The organism is Streptomyces sp. NPDC104307 (assembly GCF_055584045.1).
In genome coordinates, this window is record NZ_JBVJMU010000011.1 from 148,376 (window position 1) to 174,517 (window position 26,142).

A 26,142-nucleotide genomic window follows, 5' to 3' on the forward strand; every position below is an offset into this window, starting at 1 on the left:
GCTCCGGGTGATGGGCGGGCGGGGCACGGTCACGTACGCAGGTCGAGCAGGGCGCCTCCCGTGGTGCGCGGAACCCCCACCACCGCCGACAGCACGATCGTCTCGTCGTCGTCGAGGCCGATGACCCGCTGGGTGGGGATCTCCTTGAACGCCCTTACGGGGCGGGCGAAGAGGCCCGAGGCGGCGGCCGACAGGCACAGCCCGTGGACGGCCCAGCCGCAGGCGTGCTGCGCCGCACCCCAGCCACCGGGGCCGAAGCGGGCGAACAGCTCGCGGGGGCGGACGGAGAAGAAGACGGTGAGGGGGGCGTTCGCCACCCCGCAGCCGTTGACCGGTGAGACGCCGTAGCCGTAGTGCTCCTCCAGCGCGGCGGGAGCGGACCGGTCGGCGCGGACCAGCTCGGCTTCCGGGCCACGGGCCCGGTACACACCGTCCTCGTACCCCTCCACGTGCTGCACGACGGCGCTCACCCGTACCGCGTCGAACGCGGCGGCGAGCGCCGGGTGCGGCGGCGGCACGGCGAGCCAGGCCAGTGCGGTGCGGAGCACGTCCGCCGGGAGGAGCGGGTGGCGGGCCGCCGAGTCCATGCCGTGCAGTCCGCGCGGCATCCGGCCGGAGTGGCGCTGCCAGAGGAGCTCGGCCCAGTCGGGTGCCGTCGCGGACGCGGGCAGTCCGGCGGGCACCGCCGTCGTGAGCCGGGCGGCCGTGTCCGGGTACCGCTGCTCCCTGTTGACGCGTACGACGTCCGTCAGGGCCGGGTCGCCGGCGGGGACGGGGTCCTCCGGTGCGGCGTCCGCCTCGGTCCCGGCCGTGGCGGCGGCCCGGTCGCGCAGGTCCAGCCGCCAGGGCAGCGACCACTCCCAGGTGTTGCCGGGGTCCAGCTCGCGCAGCAGGGCGAGGGAGCCGTCGCCGGGCAGGGTCAGGGCCGCCGGCACGTCGAAGAGTTCGAGGCCGAGGGTCAACGCACGGAGCACCATGCCGAGTTCGATCGCCACCAGGGAGCCCCGGAACCACTGGTAGGCGGCGGGGACGGCCGAGTAGCGGCCGGTGAGGGCGATCCGGGTGGGCGGTGTGCGGTCCGTGGTGCCGGTGAGGGCGTGCCGGGTGGGTTCCAGGAGCCGCCAGGGCGCCTCCGCCGCCCCGCCGTCCACGAAGGCGTGGACGGGGAAGAGGCAGCGGGGCGAGGCGTAGGGGCGGTGCTCGTTGTAGGGGTTCTCCGGTTCGCGGCGCAGCGGCGCGAAGGCGGTGGTCAGGGCGTGGGCGAGGGCCGTGGTCTCGTCGGCCGGTCGGGGGTGCCGGGTGCCCGGGTACGGATACGGATACGGATACGGATACGAGGCCAGGTACGCCGTGGTGCCCGGGGGCAGAGCCCTGCGGTGTCCGGCGCCGCGTGGCGGCGGGGGCGGCACATGGCTGTCGGGCGGCGGGGTCTCGGCCCAGGTCCACGGGGGCGGCTCGGGGTGGTCCGCGCCCGCCCCGTAGGCGTGCCAGAGCGGTTCGCGGGCGATGCTGTTGTCACCCGCGTCGCCGGGGAGCCGCACAGGCGAACGGGACTCCTCACCGTCGGGCGGACGGGGCGCTTCACCGGCGGGCGAGCGGGGCGCTTCACCGGCGGGCGGACGGGGCGCTTCACCGGCGGCCGTGCCGGGCGCGTCACCGGCGGGCGTGTCCTCGGCCACCCGGGGCCGGACGGGGGCCCTCACGGGAACGGGTGGGGGTCGTAGGGGATCGCCCGGTGTTCCTGGTCCGTGCCGCGCAGGGCGGCCCGCAACCGGGGCAGCCCGTCGAGGCGCTGCTGGGCGTGGCCGAAGCACATCGGGAGGATGCCGGGGACGACGGCACGGGCGACGGAGATGCCCGCGTCGGCGTGCTCGCGGCTGGTCTGGTCGACGATCACGATCCGATCGAGCCCCGCGTCGGCGAACAGCCCGGAGACGTACTCCAGCGTGCCGCGCACATCGCCGGCCGCCGCCCGGTCGAGCTTCCCCGGCCAGTCGGGGAAGGCCTCCGCCAGGGTGAGCGCCGGTCCGCCGAGGCCGGACAGGGCGCGCCCTCGGGTCTCCGGCAGTGAGGAGAACCGCACGTGGTCCTCCAACTCCTCCACCAGCCAGGGGTTGTCGACCATCGGCTCGACGTCCTCGCGGGTCCAGTCGACCGGGTTGGTGACCAGCTGGGCGACCTCGCGCAGGGCGCCGCGGATCGCGGCGGCCGGGTCGGCGCCGGAGCCGGCGGAGGAGAACGTCGCCGGGAAGGGGTTCTTCTCGTTGACGGCGATCACCCAGAACACCGGCAGCGCGATGTCCCGGGTGGCGACCAGGACATGGACGTCGAAGCCGCGCGAGCGGATCAGCTCGGTCATGGCCCGGCTGGTCGGGTCGGTGAGCGTGGCGACCGGGATGTGCGGGAGCGGGGCGGCGCGGAACCACGAGGTGAGGAACGCGTCCCGCTCGGCCAGCTCGAACAGCGAGTGCAGCGCCGCCTCTTCGTGGTTGGCGCCGACGGCGCAGCCGCTGGAGCAGTCGAAGAAGTAGTGCCGTCGCCGGGCCGCGCCCGCCACCCGGGCCGCACGGCGGTCCCTGCGGTAGGCGTACTCGTACTGGTAGAAGGCGTGGTCGGCCGGTACGAGCAGCGGCCGTCCGTCGGCGAGGTCGTGGCCCCAGGCCCAGTCCATCGGGGTGTCGGCGGTGAACGGCGTGGCCCGGCTGGTGGGGTGGGCCAGCTGCTCGGCGGTGTAGCGGCCGAGTGTGCCAGGGTCGACGGCGTGCTCCGCGACGTCCCGGTAGGAGCGCTCGGTGAGCAGCGGGATGTCGTACGGGTAGCCGCCGAGGCGTTCGTACGCCTCCAGGACGGCGACCGGTTCGGTCTCCGCGAAGGTGCGGGCCCGGCCGTGGCCCATCGCGGGGGCGTCCGCGACGACGGCCATGCTCATCGCGAACGGGGTGTGGGACTCGCGCAGGATGCCCCGGACCGGACCGAAGCGGTCGTCGAGCAGCCGCTCGCGGAGCACTCCACGCTCGACGAGGCGGCTGGCGGCCGTGCGGGTGGAGTCGCCGGGCACGGCGGGACGGGGGTCGAGCGTGCGGTGGGCGGGCGGTTCGGCGGCGGCGGTCAGCTCCCGCTCCGACGGGCCGCAGACCGGGCAGTGGAAGCTGCGGGCGATGCGGTGGCGGCGGGTGCCGTGGACGGTCACCGAGTACGCCTCACCGGGAGCGAGCGGCCGGGCCGCCAGGTGCTCGACGGCGATGGCCAGGAGGTCAGGGAGGACGGCGGCGGGAGCGGCCGGGGCGGCGGCGGACCGGGTGAGGTCACCGACGAGCGGGTGGTCCAGGACCGTCCGCTCGCGGACCTCCGCGCAGGCGGCGCAGCCCGCGTCGGTGCCGGGGGCCCAGAGCGGGCCGATCATGACCTCGTCCTCGTGGATCCGGACGGAGAGGTGCGGGGTGCGGTGCGGGTCCGCCGCGGCGGAGGTGATCCCGGCCCGCTCCCAGTCGAGGTCCCAGCCGGTGTTGGCCGAGACGGTGGCGCCGGTGGCCCCGGCCAGCCGGCCGAGCGCGGGCAGCCAGTCGTCGTACGCCGCCGGGGCGAGGAACGGGCCGGCCGTCACGGCCACGGGCGCAGCCACGGTCACGGGCGCGGTGGTGTCAGTCGGCATCGTGGTTCTCCTGCTCCTGCGCGGCACGGGCGACGGCCTCCACGGGGCCGTACCGGAAGGGGATGTCGCCGAGCACCTGATCCGTGCGCGAGGCGTGGCCCCGGTAGGCGGTGCGGCCCGTTGCGGTGAGCCGGGCACGGAGTGCGTCGCGGGTGGCGTCGTCGGCGGTGAAGAGGGCGTCGGTGGAGAGCGGGTCGACGACGGTGCCGCTGTCGGTGGCGCGTGCCTGGACGGTGGCGAGTGCCGTGCAGAGGGCCGCGTGGGCCGCCTCTGCGGCTGTCGGGCCCCAGCCCGCGCCGAGCCGGTCGCCGTCGTTGGTGACGTGGGAGAGGTACCAGCCGCTCTCCGCGTTCGGCGCCACGGCGATCCGGGGGCTGATCGGGGCTGGCCCGGTGCCCAGTTCGGTGAGGACGCGCTGGCTCTCGGCGTCGAGCGGGGACACGTCGGCAGCCTGCTCGGTGAACTTCTGTTCTGCTGAGGCGAGTTGGCGCAGGGCGCCATCGAGGAGCCAGTGCTCCTCGGTGAGGCCGGCGGCCGCGATTCCCCGGGAGCCGGCGCCGAGGTCGCGCAGGGCGGCCAGTGCGGCGGCCAGGGTGACCGTCTCCTGGTGGTCCGCCCAGGCGGTGACGGACACGCCGGTGAGCGGCGCCATACGGTGTTCGGCCGCGCGCAGGGCGAGCGGCATCTGGGGCAGGTCTTCGCCCTCCGCAGAGGCGAACAGCCCGGTCCAGCGGGTGGCGAGGACACCGGCCGAGGCGAGTGCCTCCTCCGGTTCGGGGAACGGCCGGACTGGGGCCTCGTCGAGCGTGACCGCCGCCGCTTCGGCCACGGGGGCGCCCGTGACGGTGACGCGGTCGGCCGTCAGATCGTCGCCGTGCACCACGTGGGCTTCGCCGGGCTCCGCGACGCCCGTGAGGGTGTCGGCCAGGAGCTGGGCGGCGAGGGCCCCCGCGAGGGCGTGCGCGACGGGTCCGGGGGCGGGTCCATCGCCTTCGGCCGCCGCCCAGGAGCGGGCCCGGTCCCGGAACGCCGCCCAGGTGGCGGGCGTCGCCCCGACGGGACCGACGAGGGTGGGACCGGGGCCGAGCAGCACGGGCACGTCGAACGCGCCGCCCGGCTCAGACCAGGTCTCGTCCCCCTTGAGGAAGCGGATGACGGCCGGGGTGGAGGGGTACGTCCGTGCCGCCGGGTCGCCGGCGGGGATCAGGTCGTACGCCTCACGCACCGCCGGGACGCCGGCGGGAATCAGGTCACCCATGGCATGGACCGCCGGGACGCCGGCGGGGATCGGTTCATCCGTGGTGCGCACCGCCGGGTCGCCGGCGGGGATCGGGTGGTGCGTTTCGTGCGCCGCCGGGTCGCCGACGGAAGTGTGGGAGGCGGCCGTGCCGTCCGGTGCCGCGGTGGCCGTCACGTGCCCCGCCCCGGCCCGGAGCAGTCCGCGTCGCGCCGGGGCGGTCGCCGTGTCCGGGCCGCGCAGCCCGACCGTGGCCCCGCGCAGCCGGGCGAACGCCGCGTACGGGTCGTCGAGGCGGGACTCCAGCCGGGCCAGCGAGTCGGCGTACCGGGCGCGGACCGGGGCGGGCGGCTCCGGGGCGGTGAACGCGGCGCCGTCCAGGAGCAGCCCGCCCGCCCGGAGACGGTCCATCACGTGGACCACCGCGGGGCGGGCGCGCTCGGTGCCGATCGCTGCGACCAGTGCGTCCAGCGTCGTACCCGCTTCCAGGAGCGGCAGGCAGCCCTGGGCGACGGCGTACAGGACGTCGGAGCCGCGCAGCACGAACTGCCCGCGCGTGCCGCTGAAGTAGACGCCTCCGGGGACCGGCGCGCAGTGCAGTCCGGGCCGCGACCTGATTACGTCGGGGGCCGTCTCCTCGACAGCCGCCGGGGCATGGGTGGTGAGGGTCACGACCGCGCTCCTTCCGCGTGGTTCACCGGGTCGTAGGTGAAGGTGCCGCCGGCCGTACGTCCGACCTCGACGACCCACTCCGTGGCGTGGGTGCCGTCGGTGACGCCGGGCAGCGCCTCCTCCAGGTAGCCGCCGGTCGGTCCGTCGCCGCGGCGTTCCAGCATCCGGGGCAGCACCCGGACCGCCAGCGAGCTGGACAGGTCCACGTACTGGGGCTTCTGCTGGAGGCGCTTGGACTGGACGTCGGGTGCGCCCACCGAGAGCGGGCCCTCGTCCTCGGGGGCCGACTTGATGACGACCTCCTCCGGGACCCCGTGCCTGGCCCGCCAGGCCGTGAGCGCGAGCAGCCGCTCGGGCCCGTCCTGGCCGGTGGCGACCGCCGTCTCCAGCTCGGCGCCCCCGTACCAGCGGCGGCGGCCGATGAGGATGTTGCCGACGCTCATCCGTGGTGCGACGCGCGTCTCCTTGCCGTCCCACGGGAGCGACGCGTGCCAGGAGTTGGGGAGGCTGTTGAAGAGCCGGCCGCTGATCGCCAGTCCGGAGGCGACCGAGAGCGGCGGCGGGAAGAGGCCGGGGTGTCCGGTGCCCAGGGGCAGCACCCGCAGCGGGGCGCCGTCGGCGTCCTCGACCCGCAGGGTGTCGGTGTCCGGGTCGTGCGCCAGCCGGAGTCCGAACCAGTCCTCCGGTGTGAGGCCGCCGGGCAGGATCGGCGCGTGCGCGTTGACGTTGAGCCGGTGCAGGCCGAGGTCCTCGGTGACGCGGGCGCCGTCGTGTCCGTAGAAGCGCTGGAGGTGGGCGGCCAGCCGGGGCAGTGCCTGGCCGCCGAGGCGGCGGTCGGTGTCCAGGAAGCGGGCGTACAGCATGCCGTGGCCCGGCAGCCCGTCGTTGAGGACCAGCCGGTCGCCGGCCTGCTGGAGCAGCACCCCGTAGATCAGCGGGTCCTGGCGGAAGCGGCCGGGCAGCGAGGCGGTCAGCTCGGTGACGTCGGCTGCGGTCAGGTTCAGGGTGTCCCCGCCCGCGTCGGCCGTCTTGGTGAGACGGGTGTGCACCTCCTCGGAGAGCTCCCGGCGCAGCTGGTACATGCGCTCCAGGCAGCCGTCCGCCGGACCGATCCCGGCCAGTGCGGAGGCGTCGCCGGTGCCCCGGGGGCCGTAGACCGCGTCCATCGCGGCGGCCCGCCGGGAGACCTCGCCGACGACGAACGCGGCGTGCTCCGCCAGCGGGACGTTGGCCCCGGCGCCGAACCGTTCGGTGAACGCGGCGGTCATCAGGACCCGGACGTCGTGCAGCCAGTCGAAGACGGAGAGGAGTTCCACGGCGGGGCCGAGGTCGGCGAGTGGGGTGTGCCAGTGGGAGGCCGCCACCTTCAGCGGCGGCATGACGTAGTCCTCCTCGACCGTGATCTGTGCCGGGCGGCCTGCGGCCTGGCTGAACCGGCCGAGTGTGGTGCGCAGTCCGGTCAGGGCGGCGCCCCGCTCGGCGGCCGGGGCCCCGACCACCCGGGGCATGCCCCTGCGGATCGCCTCGGCCAGCTCCAGCAGCCCGGGGGTGCTCTCGGTATCGGGCAGTTCGGGGGTGAGGAGGTCCTCGTAGTCGGCCGCGCCGTCCTCCGCCTCGTTGAAGGTGCACAGGACGCCCTGGTGGAGGGCGCGGCGCACCCGGCGCTCGGCCTCGTCCACGGGTACGCCGGCCCGCGCGGCGACATGGGCGACGACGGCGGGGAAGCGGCGCGGTCCCATGGAGAGCGCGTCGAGCAGGTCCCCGGCGGGGCCGTCCAGCGGTACGGCGAAGCGCTGCATGCCCCGCTCGGTGAGCTTGAGGAAGAAGAGCTTCCCGGCCGCGGGGTCCGGTGCGGAGGTCGGCGGCACCCCGACCCACAGCTCCGTGAGGTCCTTCTCCGGTGCGGTGGGCAGTCCGCCGAGTACGTAGCCGAGCATCACCCGGTCCAGGCCCGGCACGGCCCGCGCGCCGGTGAAGGGCACGTCGCCGGGGTGCACGGCGTCCAGGTCGGTGGCGGGGGCGGGTTCGGCGATGCCCACCGCGGTGAAGCGGGAGAGCGGGCTCGTGCGGACCATGGCCCGGGTGACGTACTGGATGAGGCCGCGTTCGGACTTGCGGGTCCGGGCGGACAGCTTGCCGGGTCCCGCGACGGCGGCCCGGTAGCGCTCGGCCTCCTGATGCACCTCCGGGGCCAGCAGCGCCAGCGACCGCAGCAGGTCGTCATTGCCCAACAGCTCTGCCAGCAGTGCGCGTTCGCGCTCCGCGGCGTCCGGGTAGCCGTCGGCCACGGCGGTGCGCAGCCGCTCCCGCTCTCGGTAGGCGACGAGCCAGTTGGCCACCGCGGGTGTCGGGGCGTCTGGAGCGTTCTTGGGGGCGCGGCCGTTGTGGATGGAGCGGCGCAGGGCGATCAGGGCGCGGCGCTCCTCGTCGGAGGCGGCCGTGCCGATGCTCTCGTACAGCTCCTGCGAGCAGGCCTCCGCCGCCGTGGCGAGCTCCGTCTCGGCCAGGGCGAGTTCACCGAGGAGCCGGCGCTGTGCGGGATCGGCGAGGCGGGCCCGGCGCAGCGGGTTGACGCGGAGGAACCACTGGGGTTCGGGGCTGGTCATCTCGGGGCTCCCGTCGGTTCGGGGGTGGCGGCGGCGGTGGCGCTCAGCCGGTCCTGCCAGCTGACGCCCAGCACCTCGTCCACCGTCTCGGCGAGCGCGAAGCACATGTAGTAGCGCTGCATCGGTGACACGGTCAGCAGCGGCAGCTGCTGGTAGAAGAGGTTGGTCAGCAGGCGGTAGGCCGCGAAGAACGGTGACGGGGAGCTGATGGCTCCGGAGCCGTGCACGGCGCGGTGGAAGTCGGTGTCGGGCTGTTCGCCCTTCGGGACCACGGTGGTGGCTCCGGGCGGGCCCATCTCGCTGCGGTCCACCCCGTCGGTCACCGAGTCGAGGAGTTCCAGGGTGAGGGTGCCGGCCGCCACCGCGCTCTCCAGCGCCCCGGACGAGTAGGCGAACGCGGTGCGCCATTCGGCGGCCGCCGGGGACGCCTCACCGCTGAGCCGCTCCGCCACGACCGTGCGCAGCATGGCCGCGTCCTTGGCGAGGCGTTCCTTGAACACGGGGCGCATGTCCTTGGTCGGCGCGGCCCAGGCGAGGAAGGCCTCGACGTGGGAGCGGGGCGAGAAGACCCCGTACGCCGGGCCGAGGAAGTGCGTGTCCACGAGAGCGGCGAACGCCTCCGCGAGCCGCCGGGTGCCGCTGCCCGGTTCTGCGGCCATGCCCTCGATCATCCGGAGCACGGGCCTGGCCAGCGCGCCGCCGACGACGTGCCGCAGGGCGTCCAGCCGTGGTTCGCGGGAGGCCAGGGCCGGGTCGTCCGGGGCGATGACCTGCACGGCTCCGTGGGCGCGCAGCGGCAGGTAGGGCGGCTGCACCGCCTCAAGCCGGCCGAACTCCCGGGCCTGGTCCAGATACACCTCGTCGGTCAGGGCACGGGCCCCGTCGAGCGGTCCCGCGTCCAGCCCGGCCGCGACCGACCGCCAGTCGATGGCGCCGCCCGGCCCCGGGGCGTTCAGGGCGAGGACGTCGAAGTGCGATCCGTGCAGCCAGCCGCGTCGCAACTGGACACCGGGGGCGCCCTGTTCGCCGAGCGCTCGGGCCGCCGGAACGACGTGCCGGGCGATCCAGGCCGGTGTCACCGGCATCCGTGTGTGGAGTCGCACTCCCGTCAGGCCGGCGGAGTCCGGCCTCACGGCAGTTCGCTCCGGAGCGTCAAACCCCATGTCTTTCGCACCTTCCGAGATGAAATCGAGAACGTGAATTCACTATTGGCCAGGTGAATTTCCTGGGGAAGAGCGGGAGGCCCGGCGCTTACATACGTCACCGTTGTCGTGACACCGCTCCGAAAATCACGGAATGCGAGATTTCGCTTCGCCCTGCCGTGACAGATGTCATGGCCTTCGGGCTCCATCGGCCCGAACCGGCCGGACTGACCGAAAACAGCCGAACCGAGGCGATGACCGTTGTACTCTCCGGAAATGACCCCCACCACGCCCTCGACGCCCTCCACACCTTCGGCCACCGATGCCGAGTGCGCCGCGCTCACCCGGAACCTGCGCCGCAGAGGCACTCTCGTCCTGTCGGTGTTCGCCGTGGTCTGGGCCTTCGCCGGCGCTTCCGGACTCGCCTCTTCCGGCGCGGCCCTGGCCGTCGAGATCATCGCCGTGCCGCTCACCGCGGTGGCGATCGTGCTCGCCTACCGCAAGGGCGCGGCACCCTCCCCCCGCATGGTGAACCTGCCGGAGAACTGGGCGCGCGCCGTCGGCATCGTGAACGTCGTGGAGGTGGCCGCCGTCTTCGCCGTGATCGCGGCGTCCAACGCCTCCGACCACCCCGAGTTCATCCCGGCCGCCATCGCGCTGGTCGTGGGCCTGCACTTCTTCCCGCTCGCGCGCTTCTACGACCAGTGGCAGTACAAGGGAACGGCCGTGCTGCTGAGCGCCGTCGCGGTCGTCGGCTTCGTGCTGATCGCGGCCGACCTGTCGAGCGAGAGCGTACGAGCCGTCGTGGGCCTGGGCTCCGCCGTGGTGCTGTGGGTGTCGGCGTACCACGTGGCCGTCAGGGGCTGAAGTCGCCGGCCGCTACGCCTTGTTCCCTCCGCCCGCACACAAGTCTCTCCGCCCGCACACAAGGATGTGCCCGGCCGGCCCGTGGGCCGGACGCGGGCGCATCCTTCTGTGTGCGGTTCAGCCTTTACGGCTGAGCGGCATTCAGCAGGCGGAGCAGGTGCTCGACGAGGACGACGAGGTCCCGATCGAACCGCTGGAAGCGCCCATCTCCGGCAGCGCCACGCCCTGGGCGACCTCAAGGGTCTCCAGCTCGTCCGCGTCGAAGCCGTCGAACGCGGCGTCGTCGTTCTTGACGTCGTTGATGCTCATGTGTGAGTTCCTTTCGAGGACCTGACGGTCCGGATATCGGTTGGGGTGGGTCAGCAGGCGGAGCAGGTGCTGGACGAGGAGGAGGAGGTGCCGATCGAACCGCTGGAGGCACCCATCTCCGGCAGCGCCACGCCCTGGGCGACCTCAAGGGTCTCCAGCTCGTCCGCGTCGAAGCCGTCGAACGCCGCGTCGTCGTTCTTGATGTCGTTGGCAGCCATGTTGGGTTCCCTTCGATTGGTTCCGGGATCTACCTGAATCCAGCATTCTCTGAATTCAGCCCCGGAACAAGAGTCCTGCGAATGTGAAGCCATTCGGCGTTCCGTGCATTTCGTTTCCCCGTCCGGCTTCGATATCCATATTGCTCGGGCCGCCACCCCCGCACCAGACTTTCCGACGCCGCGCTGACATTTATCACGGGGCGAATGACGCATCGCCCGGCAGCGACCATTCGGGGCTGTTCACCATGTGCCATTCCGGACCGGGGTCGCCGGCGGCGGGGGCGTCCGCTCCTGGCGTGCCGAGCAGGAAATCCCCCACAGAGGACTCCTCCAGGTAGTCCAGGCCGAGGACCCGGGCGGACATGTCGGCGTCCCCGTTGCCCAGGCCGCAGGGGGCCAGTCCCATCGCCGTCGCCACCAGGTACATCGTCTGGTAGAGCACACCTGTGTGCCGCAGCGTCGTCGCGTACGCCATGGCCCGGTACTTCCACGCCATCCGCTGGAAGCGCGAGGTCACCGTGATGAGGACGTCGGGGCGCACGTCGAAGCCGACCGAGCGGGAGGCCACGTTCAGCAGCGATCCGCGGTCCACCTCCGCGTCGTTGACGAGGACGAGGCGGTGTCCGTAGGAGTCGTAGTGGTAGATGCCCGGCGCGAGCCCCTGGCAGCGCAGCACGGTGACGTACAGCTCCAGCTCGTAGAGCGAACCGCCGCTCGGATAGGGGCGGGAGATCACCTCGTCGATGCCGGGGCTGTCCGCCCCCGGGGTGTGGTGGACCCGGACGCGCTGCACCCGGTACAGGAACTCGCCGAGCTCCTCGGCGGTCAACTCCCGCTCCCCGTACGTCCGGTGTGAGCGCCTGGTCTCGATCGCGGCGGTCAGCGAGGGGTCCCTGGCGTCGATGTCGCGGCGCAGCGGCCGGTACAGATCGACCGCCTCCCCGACCGGGACGGGCTTCACGGCCGGCCGAGGCTCGATCTCCCCCTGGTAGGGGTAGACCGCGCCGAAGATCCCGTCGTAGCGGCCCGAGCGCACCCGGGAGTGGAACAGCAGGTCGTGGAAGTCCCACTGCCGCAGCTTCGGCTCGGTGTCCGAGGCGAACGTCCCGTCGGGCGCCTCGGCCTCGACGAAGCCGGCCCCGACGAGATGGGCGAGCACATCCAGCCGCTCCTGCGGACCGAGACCGGTGCCGTCTCCGGCCGGGCCGGCCGCCACCGGCTGCCCCAGCGCGGTCGTGAGCTCGCGCACACCTCGGTCGGTGAGCAGCACACGGAACTTCACCAACGGCGACTCCAGCACGAGCACGCCCCCGCGCGAGCGGCAGAGCGCGAACCGGGACAGCCGCACCCGGGTGGCGGCGTCGACGACGGCCGGCTCGTACCCGGCGTCCCTGGCCGTCTGCTCAAGGCGCATCAACTCCCGACGCAGCGGCGGCTCTTCGCGGCTCAGCACGCTGTACGCGAGGAGCTGCGAGGCGCGCGCCACGAGGACCGAGGCGCGGCGCCGCTCGACCGGCGTGAACCCCTCGTACAGCTCCTCCTCCGGCAGCGGTTCCCCGCCCAGCCGGTCCAGCACGGTGCGCAGCGCCCCGCGCACCGGCCGCAGCACCAGATCGCTGGTGGGGCCGTGCAGGGTCACGGTGTCGGTGGAGCCGTCCAGGGCGACACGCACATCGGCCCGCAGGACGCGGGCAGCCGTCCTGGGGGGACTCTTCGTGGATACGGGGATCATCCGGGCCTCCGGTCTACGGAACTTCGCGGGGCTGCGCGCCGCTACCGCTCAGGCGCGCAGCCCCGCTCATGCGCGCCACCGCGCAGCGTCGAAATCCACTCTGCGGCCGCGTACACCCTCAACTCCCCTGTGTGGCCCACCACATGACACTCTCCATGGCCACCGGTGACCGGAGTCACGGTTCGCATGACAGATGACAGTGGCGCCCGGCTTTCGCTCGGACATCCGCCGCCCCCGGCGCATGCTCGGAAAACGCATCCGGGCTCACCGCACCTCATCCGGTGCACTCGGGCTCACCGCACCTCATCCGGTGCACTCACAACAGGTAGGGAAATCTCGTGCTCACTCGTCGTCATGCAATACGTCTCGGTCTGAGCGCCGGTGCCGTCGGCGCGGTCGGCGCTGCGGGCGGAACGTTCCAGCTCCTGGCCGGCGGGCAGTCGGCCCAGGCCGCGGAGGCCACCGGCAGTGCCGCGGCGGCGGGCGCCGTCGAGCAGTTCACGGTGCCGCTGACCGTGCCCCCGGTGCTGGCCCCGTACCGCACCACCAGGACGGCCGACTACTACCGGGTGACGATGCGCCGGGCGAGCACGGAGATCCTGCCGGGCACCCGCACCGACGTCCTCACGTACAACGGTTCGTTCCCCGGGCCCACCATCCGCGCCCGCTCCGGCCGCACCGCGGTCGTCCAGCAGGTCAACGCCCTGGACACGCCCACCTCCGTGCACCTGCACGGCGGCAACAACCCGGTGGCGAACGACGGCGGAATGATGGACACCATCGCTCCCGGGCGCTCCCGGACCTACGTCTACGAGAACGAGCAGCCCGGCGCCACCCTGTGGACGCACGACCACGCGCACCACCTGGAGTCCGAGCACGTCTACCGGGGCCTGTCCGGGGCGTATCTGATCGGCGACCGGAACGAGGACGGACTCGGACTCCCGTCCGGCGCCTACGACATCCCGCTCGTCCTGCGCGACGCGCAGTTCGACGAGAACGCGGCCATGGTCTACACGATGGACGACGCGGACAACCGCACGACGATCCTGGTCAACGGCAAGCCGTGGCCGTATCTGAAGGTCGAGGGCCGCAAGTACCGCTTCCGGCTGGTCAACTCGTGCAACCTGCGCATCTTCATCCTGGCGCTGACCGACGGCACGACCGACCAGCACCCGGTACAGCAGATCGGCTCGGACGGCGGGCTGCTCTCCGCACCCGCCGAGACAGCCGTCATGGTGCTGTCACCCGGCGAGCGCATCGACTTCGTCGTCGACTTCTCGCAGTACGCCCCCGGCACCCAGCTCACCCTGTCCAACATGCTCGGCCCCGGCCCGACCGAACTCGTCGGCCAGGTCATGCGGTTCGACGTGGGCGAGAAGACCGCCGACACCAGCCGGGTGCCCGCCACCCTCGCCACCCTGCCGGCGCTGCCGAAGCCGACGGTGGAACGCGCCTTCGAACTGAACATGGACGAGCCGGGCACCGGAAACCACCAGGCCTACATCAACGGAAAGACCTTCGACGCGAACCGGATCGACACCACGGTCCAGTGGGGCGCCACGGAAGTGTGGACGGTCACCAACAAGAGCGCGACCATCCCGCACAACTTCCATACCCACCTGGTGCAGTTCCGCATTCTCGAACGCGACGGAGCGGCTCCCTATCCGGCGGAGGCCGGCCTCAAGGACACCGTCCTGCTCTTCCCCGGACAGGTCGCGAAACTCCAGCTCACCTTCAATTCACACAAGGGCGTCTATCCCTATCACTGCCACATGATCGACCACAGCGCCATGGGAATGATGGGCCAGATGAAGATCGTCTGATCAGACCTCCCCACCCCTTTCCCCTCTTCGCTTTCCCTTTCACCAACACCCTTGTACAGAAAGGAGGATCATGACCACCCGAACCGATTGGCCCCCTTACCCGCGCCGGATACTCGCCGCGCTGGCACGGGATCCCGACCGTGCGGTCCTGCACCGGCGCGACGCGACGGTCGCAGCGGGTGAGCTCCATGAATCCGTGCTGGGGACCACCGCCCTGCTGAGATCCGGCGGCATCGGCCCCGGCACCACCGTCGCCACCCTGACGGGACCGAACCACCCGCTGATGCTCAGCGCCCGGTACGCGGTCAACCTGCTGGGCGCCACCTCCGTCTACGTACGCTCGATGAATCCCCGGACCGACACCCAGACGTTCTCGCTGGCCACCCAGACCCAGCTGCTGCGCCAACTCGACGTCTCCGTACTGCTGGTGGACGACCAGGACGAGGAGAGCGTTGCCCGCGGCCGGTGGCTGTCGCGCCGGCTGCCCGGTCTGACCGTGCTGCCGATCGCCCGCCGGGCCGGGCCGAGGGCCGAGCTGCCGGACCTGCCGTCGCCCAGACCGGACGACGTCGCGGTCGTCGACTTCACCAGCGGCTCCACCGGCCGGCCCAAGATGGTCGCGCAGCACTACGGCACCCGCGAACAGCTCGTCGCGCGGCTCGCGGACGGCCTCGATCCCCGGGGACCGGCGACGCTGCTCTCCGTCACGCCGATCAGCCACACGACGGCGCCGATGGCCGACGCGGTGCTCTCGTGCGGCGGAACGGTGGTGCTGCACGACGAGTTCGACCCCGACGCCACCTTGCACGCCTTCGAACGGCTGCGGGTGACCGACGTGTACCTCGCCGTGCCGCACCTCTACCGGCTGCTCGACCACCCGCTGGCGGCCTCCTGCGAACTGTCGTCCCTGCGCCGCATCACCTACAGCGGCACCCCCGCCGCACCCGAGCGGGTGCGGCAGGCCGTCCGGCTCTTCGGTGACGTACTGATCCAGGTGTACGGCACGACGGAGGCCGGCGGCATCTCCAGCCTCAACCCGCTGGACCACCGCGAACCGGAACTCCTCGGCTCCGTCGGCCGGCCCTTCCCCTGGGTACGCGTCGAGATCAGGACCCCGGGAACCACCACGGCGCTGGGGCGCGGGCAGAGCGGCGAGATCTGGGTCAGCTCGGCCACGGTCTCGGCCGGCTACCTGGACGACCCGGAGCTCACCGCCCGCACACTCAGGGACGGCTGGCTACGCACCGGGGACCTCGGCCACTGGGACACCTACGGCTATCTGCACCTGGACGGCCGGATCGGCGACGTCATCAAGCACGGCGGCCTCAAGCTGGACCCCGCCGCGATCGAGGACGCGCTGACCTCGCACCCCCAGGTACGGCAGGCCGCCGTCTTCGGAGTCCGCGACGCCGACTTCGTCGAGCAGGTGCACGCGGCCGTCGAACTCCACTCGGGCGCCGGGCACACCTCCTGCGACCTACGTGACTACGTGGCGGCGACGCTCACTCCGGAACACACCCCGGTCAGCGTCTCCGTCTGGCCCGAACTGCCGCTCACGCCCGCCGGGAAACCGGACCGCGCCCATCTGCGCGGCGTGACCGCACCGGTACGGGCCGCCCCACCAGGACCCGCGCGCGCCGCTCCCCTCCCGTCACCCGGCGAGGACACGGAAGCGCGCGGTACGGGCCCGCCGGGGCCCGACGACGCCGACTGCCGGCGTACCGGTACGCGCAACAGAAAGGGCGCTCCATGACCGCATACGGCCACTTCGCCAGGTCACTGCGACTGCGGCGGCTCTACCGCCACAGCACGGCCGGCCTGATGATCACTCCCCTCGACCACTCGATCAGTGACGGACCCGTGGTGCCCAAGGGCACGACCCTCGACCAGCTCGCCGGCCGGCTGGCCGCCGGCGGCAGCGACGCGGTCGTCGTGCACAAGGGCAGCGTGCGCCACATCAGCCCGGAACGGTTCGCCGCGATGTCGCTGGTCATCCATCTCAACGCCTCCACCAACCAGGCCCTCGACCCGAACGCCAAGTACCTGGTGACGGAGGTCGAGGAGGCGCTGCGGCTCGGCGCGGACGCGGTCAGCGTCCACGTCAACCTCGGCTCGGACGACGAACGGCAGCAGATCGGCGACCTCGGGCGGATCGCCGACGCCTGCGACCGCTGGAACCTGCCGCTGCTCGCCATGGTGTACCCGCGCGGCCCGCGCATCACCAACCCGCGCGACCCGGAGATGGTGGCGCACGCCGTCACCGTGGCGGCCGATCTGGGCGCGGACCTGGTCAAGACCGTCTTCCTCGGATCCACCGCGGAGATGCTCGACCTGACGGCGGCCTGCCCGGTGCCGGTCCTGGTGGCGGGCGGGCCGGTGCTGCCCACAGAGGAGGACGTGCTCGGCTATGTGCGCGACGCCCTGGCCGGCGGCGCGGGCGGGGTGGCGATGGGCCGCAACATCTTCCAGGCGGAGGACCCGCGGCGGCTCGCGGCCAAGGTCGCCCGGCTGGTCCACCACTTCCCCGAACAGCACTTCGGCCCGGACCCGTTCCCGGCCGCCGACCGGACGGACGAGCGGCTGACGCCCGACCACGCCCCGGATCACCCCGGAACGACGGCGCCCTACGCCGAAAGCGCCACCCACCTCTCCGAACTGACAGGAGGTCCGCATCATGACGGACGCAAAACTGTGCTGGCTTGACGTTCGCGGAACCGGCAACGCCACGACCGCGGTGCTGGAGGAGGCGATGCACCAACGGATCGACGGCGTCGTCGCCGCCGACCCGGCCGTCTTCGCCGGCCTGCCGCCCACCGTGCGCAAGATCCTGCTCTTCCCGGACGGCCCCGACGCCGTCCCCGCCGACCTCGGCGCCACCGATGTGGTGATCGTCCCCGGCGGCCGGGACGCCCGCGCCGCACTGATGGCCGCGCACCCGGACGTGGAGTTCGGCCGGTACGTCGAGATCGTGGACGCGGACACCCTGGAGGACGCCTGCCTGGCGGCCCGGCTCGAACCGTGGAGCATCCTCGACTTCCGCGACCCGACCAAGATCCCGCTGGAGATCGTGATCGCGGCGGCGAGCGGCGCGCCCGGCTCGATCATCACGACCGCGTCCAACACCGAGGAGGCCGAGATCATCTACGGCGTGCTCGAACTGGGCTCGGACGGCGTCCTGATGCGGGCCAACACCGTCGGCGACGCCACGGCCCTGCGTACCGCGGCCACCTCCCGCAACGGTGAGATCCCGCTGGTGGAACTGACCGTCGTCAAGGCCACCCACATCGGCATGGGCGAACGAGCCTGCGTCGACACGACGACGCACTTCCGCAAGGACGAGGGCATCCTCGTCGGCAGCCACTCCAAGGGCATGGTCCTGTGCGTCAGCGAGACCCACCCGCTGCCGTACATGCCCACCCGCCCCTTCCGGGTCAACGCCGGCGCCCTGCACTCGTACACCGTCTCGGAGAACGGCCGGACCAACTACCTGAGCGAACTGCACTCCGGCAGCACCGTCCTGGCAGTCGACGTGAAGGGCCGGACCCGTCCGGTCAGCGTCGGCCGGGTGAAGATAGAGACCCGGCCGCTCATCTCCATCGACGCGGTGGCCCCGGGCGGCCAGCCGGTCAACCTGATCCTCCAGGACGACTGGCACGTGCGGGTACTGGGCCCCGGTGCCTCGGTCCTCAACTCCACGGAGCTGAAGCCGGGCGACACGATCCTCGGCCACCTGCCGACGGCCGACCGCCATGTCGGCTACCCGATCGACGAGTTCTGCCTGGAGAAGTAGGACCGCGCGGGCCCAGCCGCGTCGCACCGCACGCACCATCCGCATCACCTCGCCACGCCCCGGCACCTCACGTGCCGGGGCCGACGCGTGTCTCCGTCCGGCGTTCACAGCAAGCCGTGCTCGATCGCGATGCGGGCCGCGTCGAACCGGTTGCGGCCGCCCAGCTTCTTGATCGCGGCCGAGGTCAGATTGCGTACGGTCCCGCCCGCCAGGAACAGCTCCCCCGCGATCTCCTTGACGGTCGCCCCGCCGGCGGTGAGCCGCAGCACGTCCACCTCGCGGACACTCAGCGAGGCATCACCCACGGCCACCGTCCGCAGCAGCGAGGGGTCGACCGTCAGACAACCACCCGCCACCCCCATCAGCGTCGTGATCAGCTGCGGCAGCCGGGCGTTCTTCGGTACGACGCCCAAGGCCCCGGCCGCGACCGCCCGGTCCACCACCGACTGCGTCGCCGCGCCCACCATCAGCACGACCCCGCACCTCAGGTGGTGGGTGCGCACATCTGCGGCGGCCCGCAGCGCCTTGCCCCCCATCGTGGACTCACCGAGCAACAGCACGGTCGGACGGTGTCGTTCGACGGCCGGCAGCACCGACTCGTAGGACGTGGCGAGACCCACGACCTGGAGCCCGTCGGCACTGTTCAGGGTCTCTGCGAAGGCTTCCAGGACGAGTTGGTGGTCGCCGGCGACGACGATACGTACGGACATGTGCTCAACCCCCGTTGGTTGACGGATCCGCTGGGTGGCGCATCCTCAGCAGGTGTGCGGTCTGCGGTGCAGCAACTGGTCCACGAGCCCGTGGGCCGCTTCCTCGTGGCCGCCGGCGCAGTCGGCCATGTCGATCTCGATGAGCCGCGCACCGGGCGGCAACGCGGCGCCGATCACCTCCGGCATGGAGCGGAAGGCAGCCGTGATCTCCTCGGCGCCGGGCTCGGCGGGAATCACCACGACACAGACGGCGACCGGGCCCAGGTCCGCGGCGATCTGGCCGGGCAGGGTGCGGAAGGTGTCGGCCCGTTCGATGTCCGCCCGGTAGGGCAGGGCGCTCATCCCGATCTCGGCCAGCTCCTTGCAGAGGAAGGCCGCGTTGGTGGCCGCGTCGTCCCCACGTCCCCGGTGCGCCGTCCCGACGACGGCGACCCTCGCACCGGCGGCACACAGCCGGATGGTGACGATCCGGCCAATTCCGGTCGTGGCATCGACGACGAGAACGACCCGGCCCTCAAGAGACCGGGGCGCATAACTCGCTGCATGGGACACCGAGACTCCTGAGCAGTAATGTGTTAACCGTGTGAACTGATGAGCAAGGGGAGTTGTGGGGTGTGTGACGCTCCCCTGTGTCGGATACAGCGCGCCTGACCCAGCACGTGCGCACAATTTCGGCCACGATCCGGGGGAGACACACGTGGACGAGGTCTCATCGCTCGACCAGGACACTCTGGCGGTGTACCGGGCGATCCTGTTCCACAAGGAACACGATCCGCTGAAGCTCGCCCAGCTGCTCGACATGAGCTTCGCCGAAGTGGAATCCGCCCTGTTACGGCTCTCGCAGCTGTCCCTGCTCGCGCCGTCCCGGGACTCTCCCGGAACCCTGCGGGCCGTCAACCCGTCACTCGGCCTGAAGGTCCTGCTCCAGCGGGAACAGGACGAACTGGCCGCGCGTCAGCAGCGCATCGAACAGAACCGGGCCGCGCTGGCCGCGCTGGCCGCCGAGTACACGGCGTCCGGCCACTCCTCGTCCGACCAGACCGAACAGCTCGACAACGTCGACGACATACGGATCAGGCTGGAGTCCCTCGCCGAGTCCTGTCAGCGCGAGTCCCTGGCCTTCCACCCCGCGGGCGGGCTGACCGAGGACTCGATCGTGGCGGGCCGGCCGCTGAACGAACGGGCGCTCGCCCGCGGGGTCCGGTTCCGCTCGATCTACCTCGACAGCGTCGCCAACGACCGGGTGACCAAGGCACACGCGCAGTGGATGGCGGAACGGGACAGCGAGATCCGCACCTCGCCCACCCTGCCGATGCGCCTGCTCATCGTCGACACGACCGCCGCCGTCGTAGCGGGACTGCCCGGTCAGACGGGGCCCTCCGCGCTGCTGTTCAGCAGCCAGCCGGTGGTGCTCGCCATGCGCGCCCTGTTCGAGGCGTACTGGGAGCACGCCAGCCCGCTGAACGGCCCCGGTCACCCGGGCGAGGCCCTGGCCTGCGGGCTCACTCCGCAGGAGCGCAAACTCCTCCAGCTCCTGGCCACCGGTCTCACCGACGACGCGGTGGCACGGGCACTGGGCATCGGGGTCCGTACCGAGCGGCGCCTCATGGCCGAGCTGATGGAACGGCTCAGCGCGTCCAGCCGCTTCGAGGCCGGGGTGCAGGCGACGCGTCGGCAGTGGATCTGACGCGCGGCGCCCGCCGCGCTGCCGGGGCGCTTCACGACGCGGCCGGCGGAGCGGGCCAGACGAAGTCGTCCGGCGTGTGCGAACCGCCGCCGGCCCCGTGTCCCGGAGCGACCGACCACACGAAGTCACCCGGCGTCCACTGGTCGCCCGCTCCGCCATGCCCCGGCGCGACCGGCCAGACGAAGTCGTCCGGGGTACGCGGGTCGCCGCCCGGAGCCGACGTCCACACGAAGTCGAAGGTGGTGTGGTGCGCCGTCTCCACGCCTGCGGCCTGAGCGGGAGCCGCCCAGGCGAGGGCGCCGAGAACACCGGCGGCAAGGGTGGTGACAACGGCGGTACAACGAGTGGCGCGGGCAGCTCGGTTCATGGCTGGTCTCCATTCCAGGTGTGACTGGTTACCGGATCTGCGGTGCTTCTGGAGCCAGTGGTGCTCGGTAGCTCCCCCGGGCCGGTTCGCGATTTCCGCGTTCCGGCCGCTGAGATGAGATAACCACCGGCGCGGGCCGGCTGTCCGCATCCCGCCAGGCCAGGAAGCTGCCTGGCAGGGAGCTGCCCGAACGCGGCACCTGGTCGCCGCCCGGCCGCACCCGTCGGGGGCACGGGACAGCCTCCACAGGCTGTCCCCCTCGCACCCTCTACAGGCTGTCCCGCCTCGCACGCCGCATAGGCTGTCCCGCCTCGCACGCCGCCGAACCGAGGGAGACACCGCCATGCACCGCCGCCCGGACGAGAAGTACCCGCCGATCGAGCCGTACGAGCAGGGCATGCTCGACGTCGGGGACGGCAACCTCGTCTACTGGGAGGCGTGCGGCAACCCGGCGGGCAAGCCCGCCGTCGTCGTGCACGGCGGACCGGGCTCGGGGTGCACGGAGCGGCCCCGGCAGTACTTCGACCCGGACCGCTACCGGGTGATCCTCTTCGACCAGCGGAACTGCGGCCGCTCCACCCCGCACGCGAGCGACCCGGCCACAGACCTGCGGTTCAACACGACGGACCGGCTGATCGCGGACATGGAACGGCTGCGCGTCCGGCTGGGCATCGACACCTGGCTGCTGTACGGGGGTTCCTGGGGCTCGACACTGATCCTCGCGTACGCGGAGCAGCACCCGGAGCGGGTCAGCGAGATCGTGATCCCGGCCGTCACCACGACCCGCCGCTCCGAGATCGACTGGCTCTACCGGGGCGCGGGGAACATCTTCCCCGAGGCCCTGGATGCCTTCCGGGCGGGGGTCCCGGAGGCCGCGAGCGACGCGACCCCCGACGTGCTCGCCGCGTACGCCCGGCGCACGGAGAGCCCGGACCCGGAGGTACGGGCGCGCGCGACCGCCGACTGGTGCGCCTGGGAGGACGCGGTGCTCTCCCAGGAGGCGTACACCGGACCGCCGCCGTACAGCGGCCGGCCCGCCCGCGCGCAGCAGGCGCTCGTCCGGATCTGCGCGCACTACTTCTCGCACGGCGCCTGGCTGGAGGAGGGACAGCTGATCCGGGACGCCGGACGGCTGGCGGGAATCCCGGGCGTGCTGGTGCACGGCCGGTTCGACCTGGGCGGCCCGCTGATCACCGCGTGGGAGCTGACGAAGGCGTGGCCGGACGCGGAACTGACCGTGATCGAGGACGCGGGGCATCTCGGCGGGGCGGCGACCAGCCGGGCGGTACTCGCGGCACTGGACCGGTTCGCGGGCAGCTGACGGGCGGCTGTCCGGGCACAGCGGCCGGCCCCGGGGAGCTCCGCCCTTGCTTCGAGCGGACTCCAAGGCGTTGGCTTGGCTCCATGAAGTACACGCAGCTCGGACGCACCGGACTCAAAGTCAGCCGCCTCGTCCTGGGGACGATGAACTTCGGCCCCCAGACCAACGAGAGCGACAGCCACGCACTCATGGACGCCGCCCTGGACGCGGGTGTCAATTTCTTCGACACCGCGAACGTCTACGGCTGGGGCGAGAACAAGGGCCGCACCGAGGAGATCCTCGGCACCTGGTTCGCCCAGGGCGGCGCCCGCCGCGACAAGGTCGTCCTCGCCACCAAGGTCTACGGCAACATGGCCGCCGACGGCGAGGCCTGGCCCAACCACGACAAGCTCTCGGCGCTCAACATCCGCCGGGCCGTCGACGCCAGCCTGAAGCGGCTCCAGACCGACCACATCGACCTGTACCAGTTCCACCACGTCGACCGGTCCACCCCCATCGAGGAGATCTGGCAGGCCATCGACGTACTGATCCAGCAGGGCAAGATCCTCTACGCGGGCTCGTCCAACTTCGCCGGTTACAAGATCGCGCAGGCCAACGAGGTCGCCAGGCAGCGCGGCAGCTACGGGCTGGTCAGCGAGCAGTGCATCTACAACCTGATGGAGCGGGGGGCCGAGATGGAGGTCATCCCGGCCGCCCAGGAGTACGGCCTCGGCGTCATCCCGTGGTCGCCGCTGCACGGCGGCCTGCTCGGCGGCGCCATCCGCAAGGAGCGCGAGGGCGGCGGCGCCCGGTCCACCTCCGGCCGCTCCGGCGAGGCGCTCGCGGACCCGAAGGTGCGGGCGCAGATCCAGGCGTACGAGGACCTGCTGGAGAAGCACGGCCTGGAGCCCGGCGAGGCCGGTCTGGCCTGGCTGCTGACCCGGCCCGGCGTCACAGGCCCGATCTCGGGTCCGCGCACCCGCGAGCAGCTCGACTCCGCGCTGCGCGCGGTGGAGCTGGAGCTGTCGGACGAGGTGCTGACGGCCCTGGACGAGATCTTCCCGGGTCCGGGCCCGTCGCCGGAGAACTTCGCCTGGTAGCAACCGGCGTGCGTCGCGGCCGTCCTCACCGGGCTCATCAGCCGAGGGCGGCCGCCACCGCGACGACGGCGAACATGAGCACGAGCACGGCCGCCATGATGCGGTTTCGGGTCTTGGGGTCCACCCGACGAGCGTAACCGCCCCGCCCGGCGCCCCGACGTCCAGGCCCGCACCGCCGCATCCAGTCACCGGCGTGTCCTGGTCTCCGTGCGTATCGTTGTACTGCGCGGCTGCCCGCGCCCGTGCGGCAGCGGGGAGGAGCGGCACGATGACCGTCGTAGACACCGACAGGATCGAGATGGCCGACACCAGCGACGAGCGCACTCTGGACATGATGTTCGAGTGGCTTGAGCCCACCCCCGAGGGATTCAAGGTAGAGATCGTCGAGGGGAACATCTACATGTCGCCGCAACGGGACACCCACTGGGAGATCATCCTCGACCTCGTCGAGCAGTTGCGCTCCAGGTACGCCCGGAAGCAGCTGAAGTCCGACGTGCGCATCGACTTCCCCGGACGGCTCAACGGCTTCGCCTCGGACGTCGTCGCGCTGGCGGAGGGCACGGAGAAGGACGCGAAGGGCCACTTCCGCTACCAGGACATCGAGTTCGTGGCCGAGGTCATCTCCAAGCAGACCGCGGCCAACGACTACGGATCGAAGCTGGCCACCTACGCCGCCGCAGGCGTCCCGGTGTACCTCATCGTCGACCCGTACACCGCCAAATGGCACCTCCACACGCTCCCGAAGGACGACGAGTACCGGTCCACGTTGAGCTTCGATTTCGGCAACCCGATCGACCTCACCGACACCCTCGTCGGCCTGACCCTGGAGACCGGCGGCTTCCCCCGCGACTGACGCCCGGTACGCGCCACGGCCCCGTACCGGGTACTCCGGTCGGGGCCGTGGCGCGTGGTGCCTGGCGGGTCTCAGGCCGCCGTGGCCGGCTGCGGCGGGTCTCAGGCCGCCGTGGCCAGCTGCTCGCGCGGGACGAACCGTACGTGCGGGCGGCCCGGTCGCAGGTCGACCTTGAGGCGCAGGCCGCCGACGCGGGCCAGCATGAAGCCGACGCCGAGCGCGGCCACCAGCGAGAACGCGCCGCCGACCGCCATTCCGGTCCGGACGCCGTACGCGTCGCTGATCCAGCCGACGATCGGGGCGCCCACCGGCGTACCGCCGGCGAAGACCATCATGTACAGGCTCATCACCCGGCCGCGCATGGCCGGGTCGGCCGCCATCTGGACGCTGGTGTTCGCGCTGATGTTGGTCGTCAGACCGATCATGCCGATCGGCAGGAGCAGGAGCGAGAACAGCCAGACGGACGGCGACATGGAGGCGATGACCTCCAGCAGCCCGAACAGCGTGCCCGCGCCGACCAGCATCCGCAGCCGCGAGGAGCCGCGGCGGGCGGCGAGCAGGGCCCCGGCGAGGGAGCCCGCGGCCATCAGGATGTTGAAGAACGAGTACATCCCGGCGCCGCCGTGGAAGACCTCGTCCGCGAAGGCGGTCAGGAAGATCGGGAAGTTGAACCCGAACGTGCCGACGAAGCCGACGAGGACGATCGGCCAGATCAGCTCCGGGCGGCCGGAGACGTACCGCAGCCCTTCGCGCAACTGACCCTTGGCACGCCGGACGACGACGGCCTTGTGCAGCTCACCCGGGCGCATCATCATCAGGCCGACGAGCGGGGCGAGGAACGACAGGCCGTTGAACATGAACGCCCAGCCGCTGCCGACCGAGGTGATCAGCACACCCGCGACGGCGGGACCGATGAGCCGGGCGGACTGGAAGTTCGCCGAGTTCAGGCTGACCGCGTTCCGCAGCTGGGCGGGGCCGACCATCTCGGAGACGAACGACTGGCGGGCCGGGTTGTCCACGACCGTGACCATGCCGAGCAGGAACGCGATCAGGTAGACGTGCCACACCTGGACCACGCCGGAGAGCGTGAGCACCGCGAGCGCGACACCGCACAGGCCGAGCGCGGCCTGGCTGAAGAGAAGGAGCTTGCGCTTGGGCATGCGGTCGGCGATGACGCCGCCGTAGAGGCCGAAGAGCAGCATGGGGAGGAACTGGAGTGCCGTGGTGATACCGACGGCGGTGGCGGACCCGGTGAGGCTCAGGACGAGCCAGTCCTGCGTGATGCGGGACATCCAGGTACCGGTGTTGGAGATCACGGCGCCGGTTGCGAACAGGCGGTAGTTACGGATCTTCAGCGACGAGAAGGTCCCGCCGGGCTTGCTCTCGTGGGTGGAAGTCGGTGCGGGGGCGGAGTCTGCTCCGGATCCCGTACTCAAAAGGGTTCGCCTCCTCGGGCGTGGACATCGTGCTGACTGACGGGGATGCGGCGGTGGGGGGCGGTGCGCCGGTGATGGTCCGGCGCGGCCCGCTCCGCTACAGGTGGGCGAGCTTCTCCAGCACGGGGGCCGCGTGGCGAAGCGTCTCCCACTCGTCCTCGTCCAGGCCTTCGGCGAGGGTGGTCAGCCAAGCGTTCCGCTTGTTGCGGCTCTCGGCGAGCATGGCCTCTGCCTGCTCGGTCTGGCTGACCATCTTCTGCCGACGGTCATCGGGGTGCGGTTCCAGTCTGACAAGACCCTTCGCTTCCAGCAGCGCGACGATGCGGGTCATCGAAGGCGGCTGCACATGCTCCTTGCGGGCCAGCTCACCGGGGGTGGCCGAACCGCAGCGGGCGAGCGTGCCGAGCACCGACATCTCGGTGGGGCTCAGCGACTCGTCGACGCGCTGGTGCTTGAGGCGCCGGCCGAGCAGCATGACGGCGGAACGAAGGGAGCTCACGGCGGCGGCACTGTCGCTGTCGTGGATCAGGTCAGGCATGTTTGTTAGCGTAACTCATTACCTACCCTAAAGACCACTCGTGGTACACGCGCGAGACCCGAATCACCAATCGATCACCCAAACGAGTGAGTCAGTTCCGGAA

22 protein-coding genes are annotated in these 26,142 nt (G+C 72.0%); 9 read left to right on the forward strand and 13 right to left on the reverse strand.

Annotated features, from left to right (window positions below; all coding sequences use genetic code 11):
- Positions 1-29: 29 nt before the first annotated feature.
- From ACZ601_RS25735 to ACZ601_RS25755, 5 genes are read right to left on the reverse strand one after another with little or no spacing between them, the layout of a single operon-like run.
- A complete protein-coding gene (locus ACZ601_RS25735) occupies positions 30-1,703 on the reverse strand; it encodes a nitroreductase family protein (RefSeq protein ID WP_469541984.1) in 1,674 nt (557 codons plus the stop codon).
- Positions 1,700-3,652 carry a TOMM precursor leader peptide-binding protein gene (locus tag ACZ601_RS25740; protein ID WP_469541987.1) on the reverse strand — a complete coding sequence of 651 codons (1,953 nt, stop codon included), beginning with the start codon at positions 3,650-3,652 and terminating at the stop codon, positions 1,700-1,702. Before ACZ601_RS25740 ends, ACZ601_RS25735 begins: the two co-directional genes overlap by 4 nt.
- Entirely contained in the window at positions 3,642-5,561 is a 1,920-nt protein-coding gene (locus tag ACZ601_RS25745; RefSeq protein ID WP_469541990.1) for a hypothetical protein, read from the reverse strand. Before ACZ601_RS25745 ends, ACZ601_RS25740 begins: the two co-directional genes overlap by 11 nt.
- Positions 5,558-8,167, reverse strand: a complete 2,610-nt coding sequence (locus ACZ601_RS25750) for a lantibiotic dehydratase (RefSeq protein ID WP_469541993.1) — start codon at positions 8,165-8,167, stop codon at positions 5,558-5,560. The genes ACZ601_RS25745 and ACZ601_RS25750 overlap by 4 nt, the downstream gene beginning before the upstream one ends.
- Positions 8,164-9,270, reverse strand: coding sequence for a hypothetical protein (locus ACZ601_RS25755; RefSeq protein WP_469541998.1), 1,107 nt, complete (start codon positions 9,268-9,270; stop codon positions 8,164-8,166). The genes ACZ601_RS25750 and ACZ601_RS25755 overlap by 4 nt, the downstream gene beginning before the upstream one ends.
- 315 nt (positions 9,271-9,585) lie before the next feature.
- Between ACZ601_RS25755 and ACZ601_RS25760 the strand changes: the two genes are divergently transcribed.
- A complete protein-coding gene (locus ACZ601_RS25760; protein WP_469542001.1) occupies positions 9,586-10,176 on the forward strand; it encodes a hypothetical protein in 591 nt (196 codons plus the stop codon).
- 141 nt (positions 10,177-10,317) lie between these two features.
- Here ACZ601_RS25760 and ACZ601_RS25765 read toward each other — a convergent pair whose 3' ends face one another.
- From ACZ601_RS25765 to ACZ601_RS25775, 3 genes are all read right to left on the reverse strand, one after another.
- Complete coding sequence (locus ACZ601_RS25765) at positions 10,318-10,485, reverse strand: thiazolylpeptide-type bacteriocin (protein WP_363027874.1); 168 nt, start codon at positions 10,483-10,485, stop codon at positions 10,318-10,320.
- Positions 10,486-10,535: 50 nt separating this feature from the next.
- A complete protein-coding gene (locus tag ACZ601_RS25770; protein WP_123460838.1) occupies positions 10,536-10,703 on the reverse strand; it encodes a thiazolylpeptide-type bacteriocin in 168 nt (55 codons plus the stop codon).
- A 193-nt stretch (positions 10,704-10,896) separates the two neighbouring features.
- Positions 10,897-12,435, reverse strand: coding sequence for a SagB/ThcOx family dehydrogenase (locus tag ACZ601_RS25775; protein ID WP_469542005.1), 1,539 nt, complete (start codon positions 12,433-12,435; stop codon positions 10,897-10,899).
- Positions 12,436-12,773: 338 nt separating this feature from the next.
- Here ACZ601_RS25775 and ACZ601_RS25780 point away from each other — a divergent pair, with 338 nt between their 5' ends.
- The 4 genes from ACZ601_RS25780 to ACZ601_RS25795 all read left to right on the forward strand — a co-directional run bounded on the left by ACZ601_RS25780 (position 12,774) and on the right by ACZ601_RS25795 (position 18,048).
- The gene (locus ACZ601_RS25780) at positions 12,774-14,258 is read left to right on the forward strand and encodes a multicopper oxidase family protein (RefSeq protein ID WP_440574848.1); all 1,485 of its coding nucleotides are present in this window, start codon (positions 12,774-12,776) and stop codon (positions 14,256-14,258) included.
- A gap of 70 nt (positions 14,259-14,328) precedes the next feature.
- Complete coding sequence (locus ACZ601_RS25785; RefSeq protein WP_469542009.1) at positions 14,329-16,011, forward strand: class I adenylate-forming enzyme family protein; 1,683 nt, start codon at positions 14,329-14,331, stop codon at positions 16,009-16,011.
- Positions 16,008-16,961 (forward strand): 2-amino-3,7-dideoxy-D-threo-hept-6-ulosonate synthase, encoded by a 954-nt coding sequence (locus ACZ601_RS25790; RefSeq protein ID WP_469542012.1) that lies wholly within the window; start codon positions 16,008-16,010, stop codon positions 16,959-16,961. The genes ACZ601_RS25785 and ACZ601_RS25790 overlap by 4 nt, the downstream gene beginning before the upstream one ends.
- Positions 16,933-18,048 (forward strand): 3-dehydroquinate synthase II family protein, encoded by a 1,116-nt coding sequence (locus ACZ601_RS25795; protein ID WP_469542015.1) that lies wholly within the window; start codon positions 16,933-16,935, stop codon positions 18,046-18,048. Before ACZ601_RS25790 ends, ACZ601_RS25795 begins: the two co-directional genes overlap by 29 nt.
- Before the next feature lie 104 nt (positions 18,049-18,152).
- Here ACZ601_RS25795 and ACZ601_RS25800 read toward each other — a convergent pair whose 3' ends face one another.
- Both ACZ601_RS25800 and ACZ601_RS25805 read right to left on the reverse strand, forming a co-directional pair.
- Positions 18,153-18,758, reverse strand: a complete 606-nt coding sequence (locus ACZ601_RS25800) for a response regulator transcription factor (RefSeq protein ID WP_440574852.1) — start codon at positions 18,756-18,758, stop codon at positions 18,153-18,155.
- A gap of 45 nt (positions 18,759-18,803) precedes the next feature.
- The gene (locus tag ACZ601_RS25805) at positions 18,804-19,310 is read right to left on the reverse strand and encodes an SDR family NAD(P)-dependent oxidoreductase (protein WP_469542018.1); all 507 of its coding nucleotides are present in this window, start codon (positions 19,308-19,310) and stop codon (positions 18,804-18,806) included.
- Positions 19,311-19,455: 145 nt separating this feature from the next.
- Between ACZ601_RS25805 and ACZ601_RS25810 the strand changes: the two genes are divergently transcribed.
- Positions 19,456-20,445, forward strand: a complete 990-nt coding sequence (locus ACZ601_RS25810; protein ID WP_469542021.1) for a helix-turn-helix transcriptional regulator — start codon at positions 19,456-19,458, stop codon at positions 20,443-20,445.
- Between the two features lie 31 nt (positions 20,446-20,476).
- Here ACZ601_RS25810 and ACZ601_RS25815 read toward each other — a convergent pair whose 3' ends face one another.
- Positions 20,477-20,812: a hypothetical protein gene (locus tag ACZ601_RS25815; RefSeq protein ID WP_469542024.1), complete on the reverse strand. Its 336-nt coding sequence runs from the start codon at positions 20,810-20,812 to the stop codon at positions 20,477-20,479.
- A gap of 343 nt (positions 20,813-21,155) precedes the next feature.
- On the opposite strand from ACZ601_RS25815, the gene pip reads away from it, so the two are divergent.
- From pip to ACZ601_RS25830, 3 genes are all read left to right on the forward strand, one after another.
- On the forward strand, positions 21,156-22,133 hold the full coding sequence (pip, locus tag ACZ601_RS25820) for a prolyl aminopeptidase (protein WP_469542027.1): 978 nt from the start codon (positions 21,156-21,158) through the stop codon (positions 22,131-22,133).
- Between the two features lie 83 nt (positions 22,134-22,216).
- Positions 22,217-23,212: an aldo/keto reductase gene (locus ACZ601_RS25825; RefSeq protein WP_440574857.1), complete on the forward strand. Its 996-nt coding sequence runs from the start codon at positions 22,217-22,219 to the stop codon at positions 23,210-23,212.
- A gap of 268 nt (positions 23,213-23,480) precedes the next feature.
- Complete coding sequence (locus ACZ601_RS25830; protein ID WP_469542030.1) at positions 23,481-24,065, forward strand: Uma2 family endonuclease; 585 nt, start codon at positions 23,481-23,483, stop codon at positions 24,063-24,065.
- Positions 24,066-24,166: 101 nt separating this feature from the next.
- Here ACZ601_RS25830 and ACZ601_RS25835 read toward each other — a convergent pair whose 3' ends face one another.
- Both ACZ601_RS25835 and ACZ601_RS25840 read right to left on the reverse strand, forming a co-directional pair.
- The gene (locus ACZ601_RS25835; RefSeq protein WP_469542032.1) at positions 24,167-25,501 is read right to left on the reverse strand and encodes an MFS transporter; all 1,335 of its coding nucleotides are present in this window, start codon (positions 25,499-25,501) and stop codon (positions 24,167-24,169) included.
- Between the two features lie 97 nt (positions 25,502-25,598).
- Complete coding sequence (locus tag ACZ601_RS25840) at positions 25,599-26,039, reverse strand: MarR family winged helix-turn-helix transcriptional regulator (protein WP_330827500.1); 441 nt, start codon at positions 26,037-26,039, stop codon at positions 25,599-25,601.
- Between the last annotated feature and the right edge of the window lie 103 nt (positions 26,040-26,142).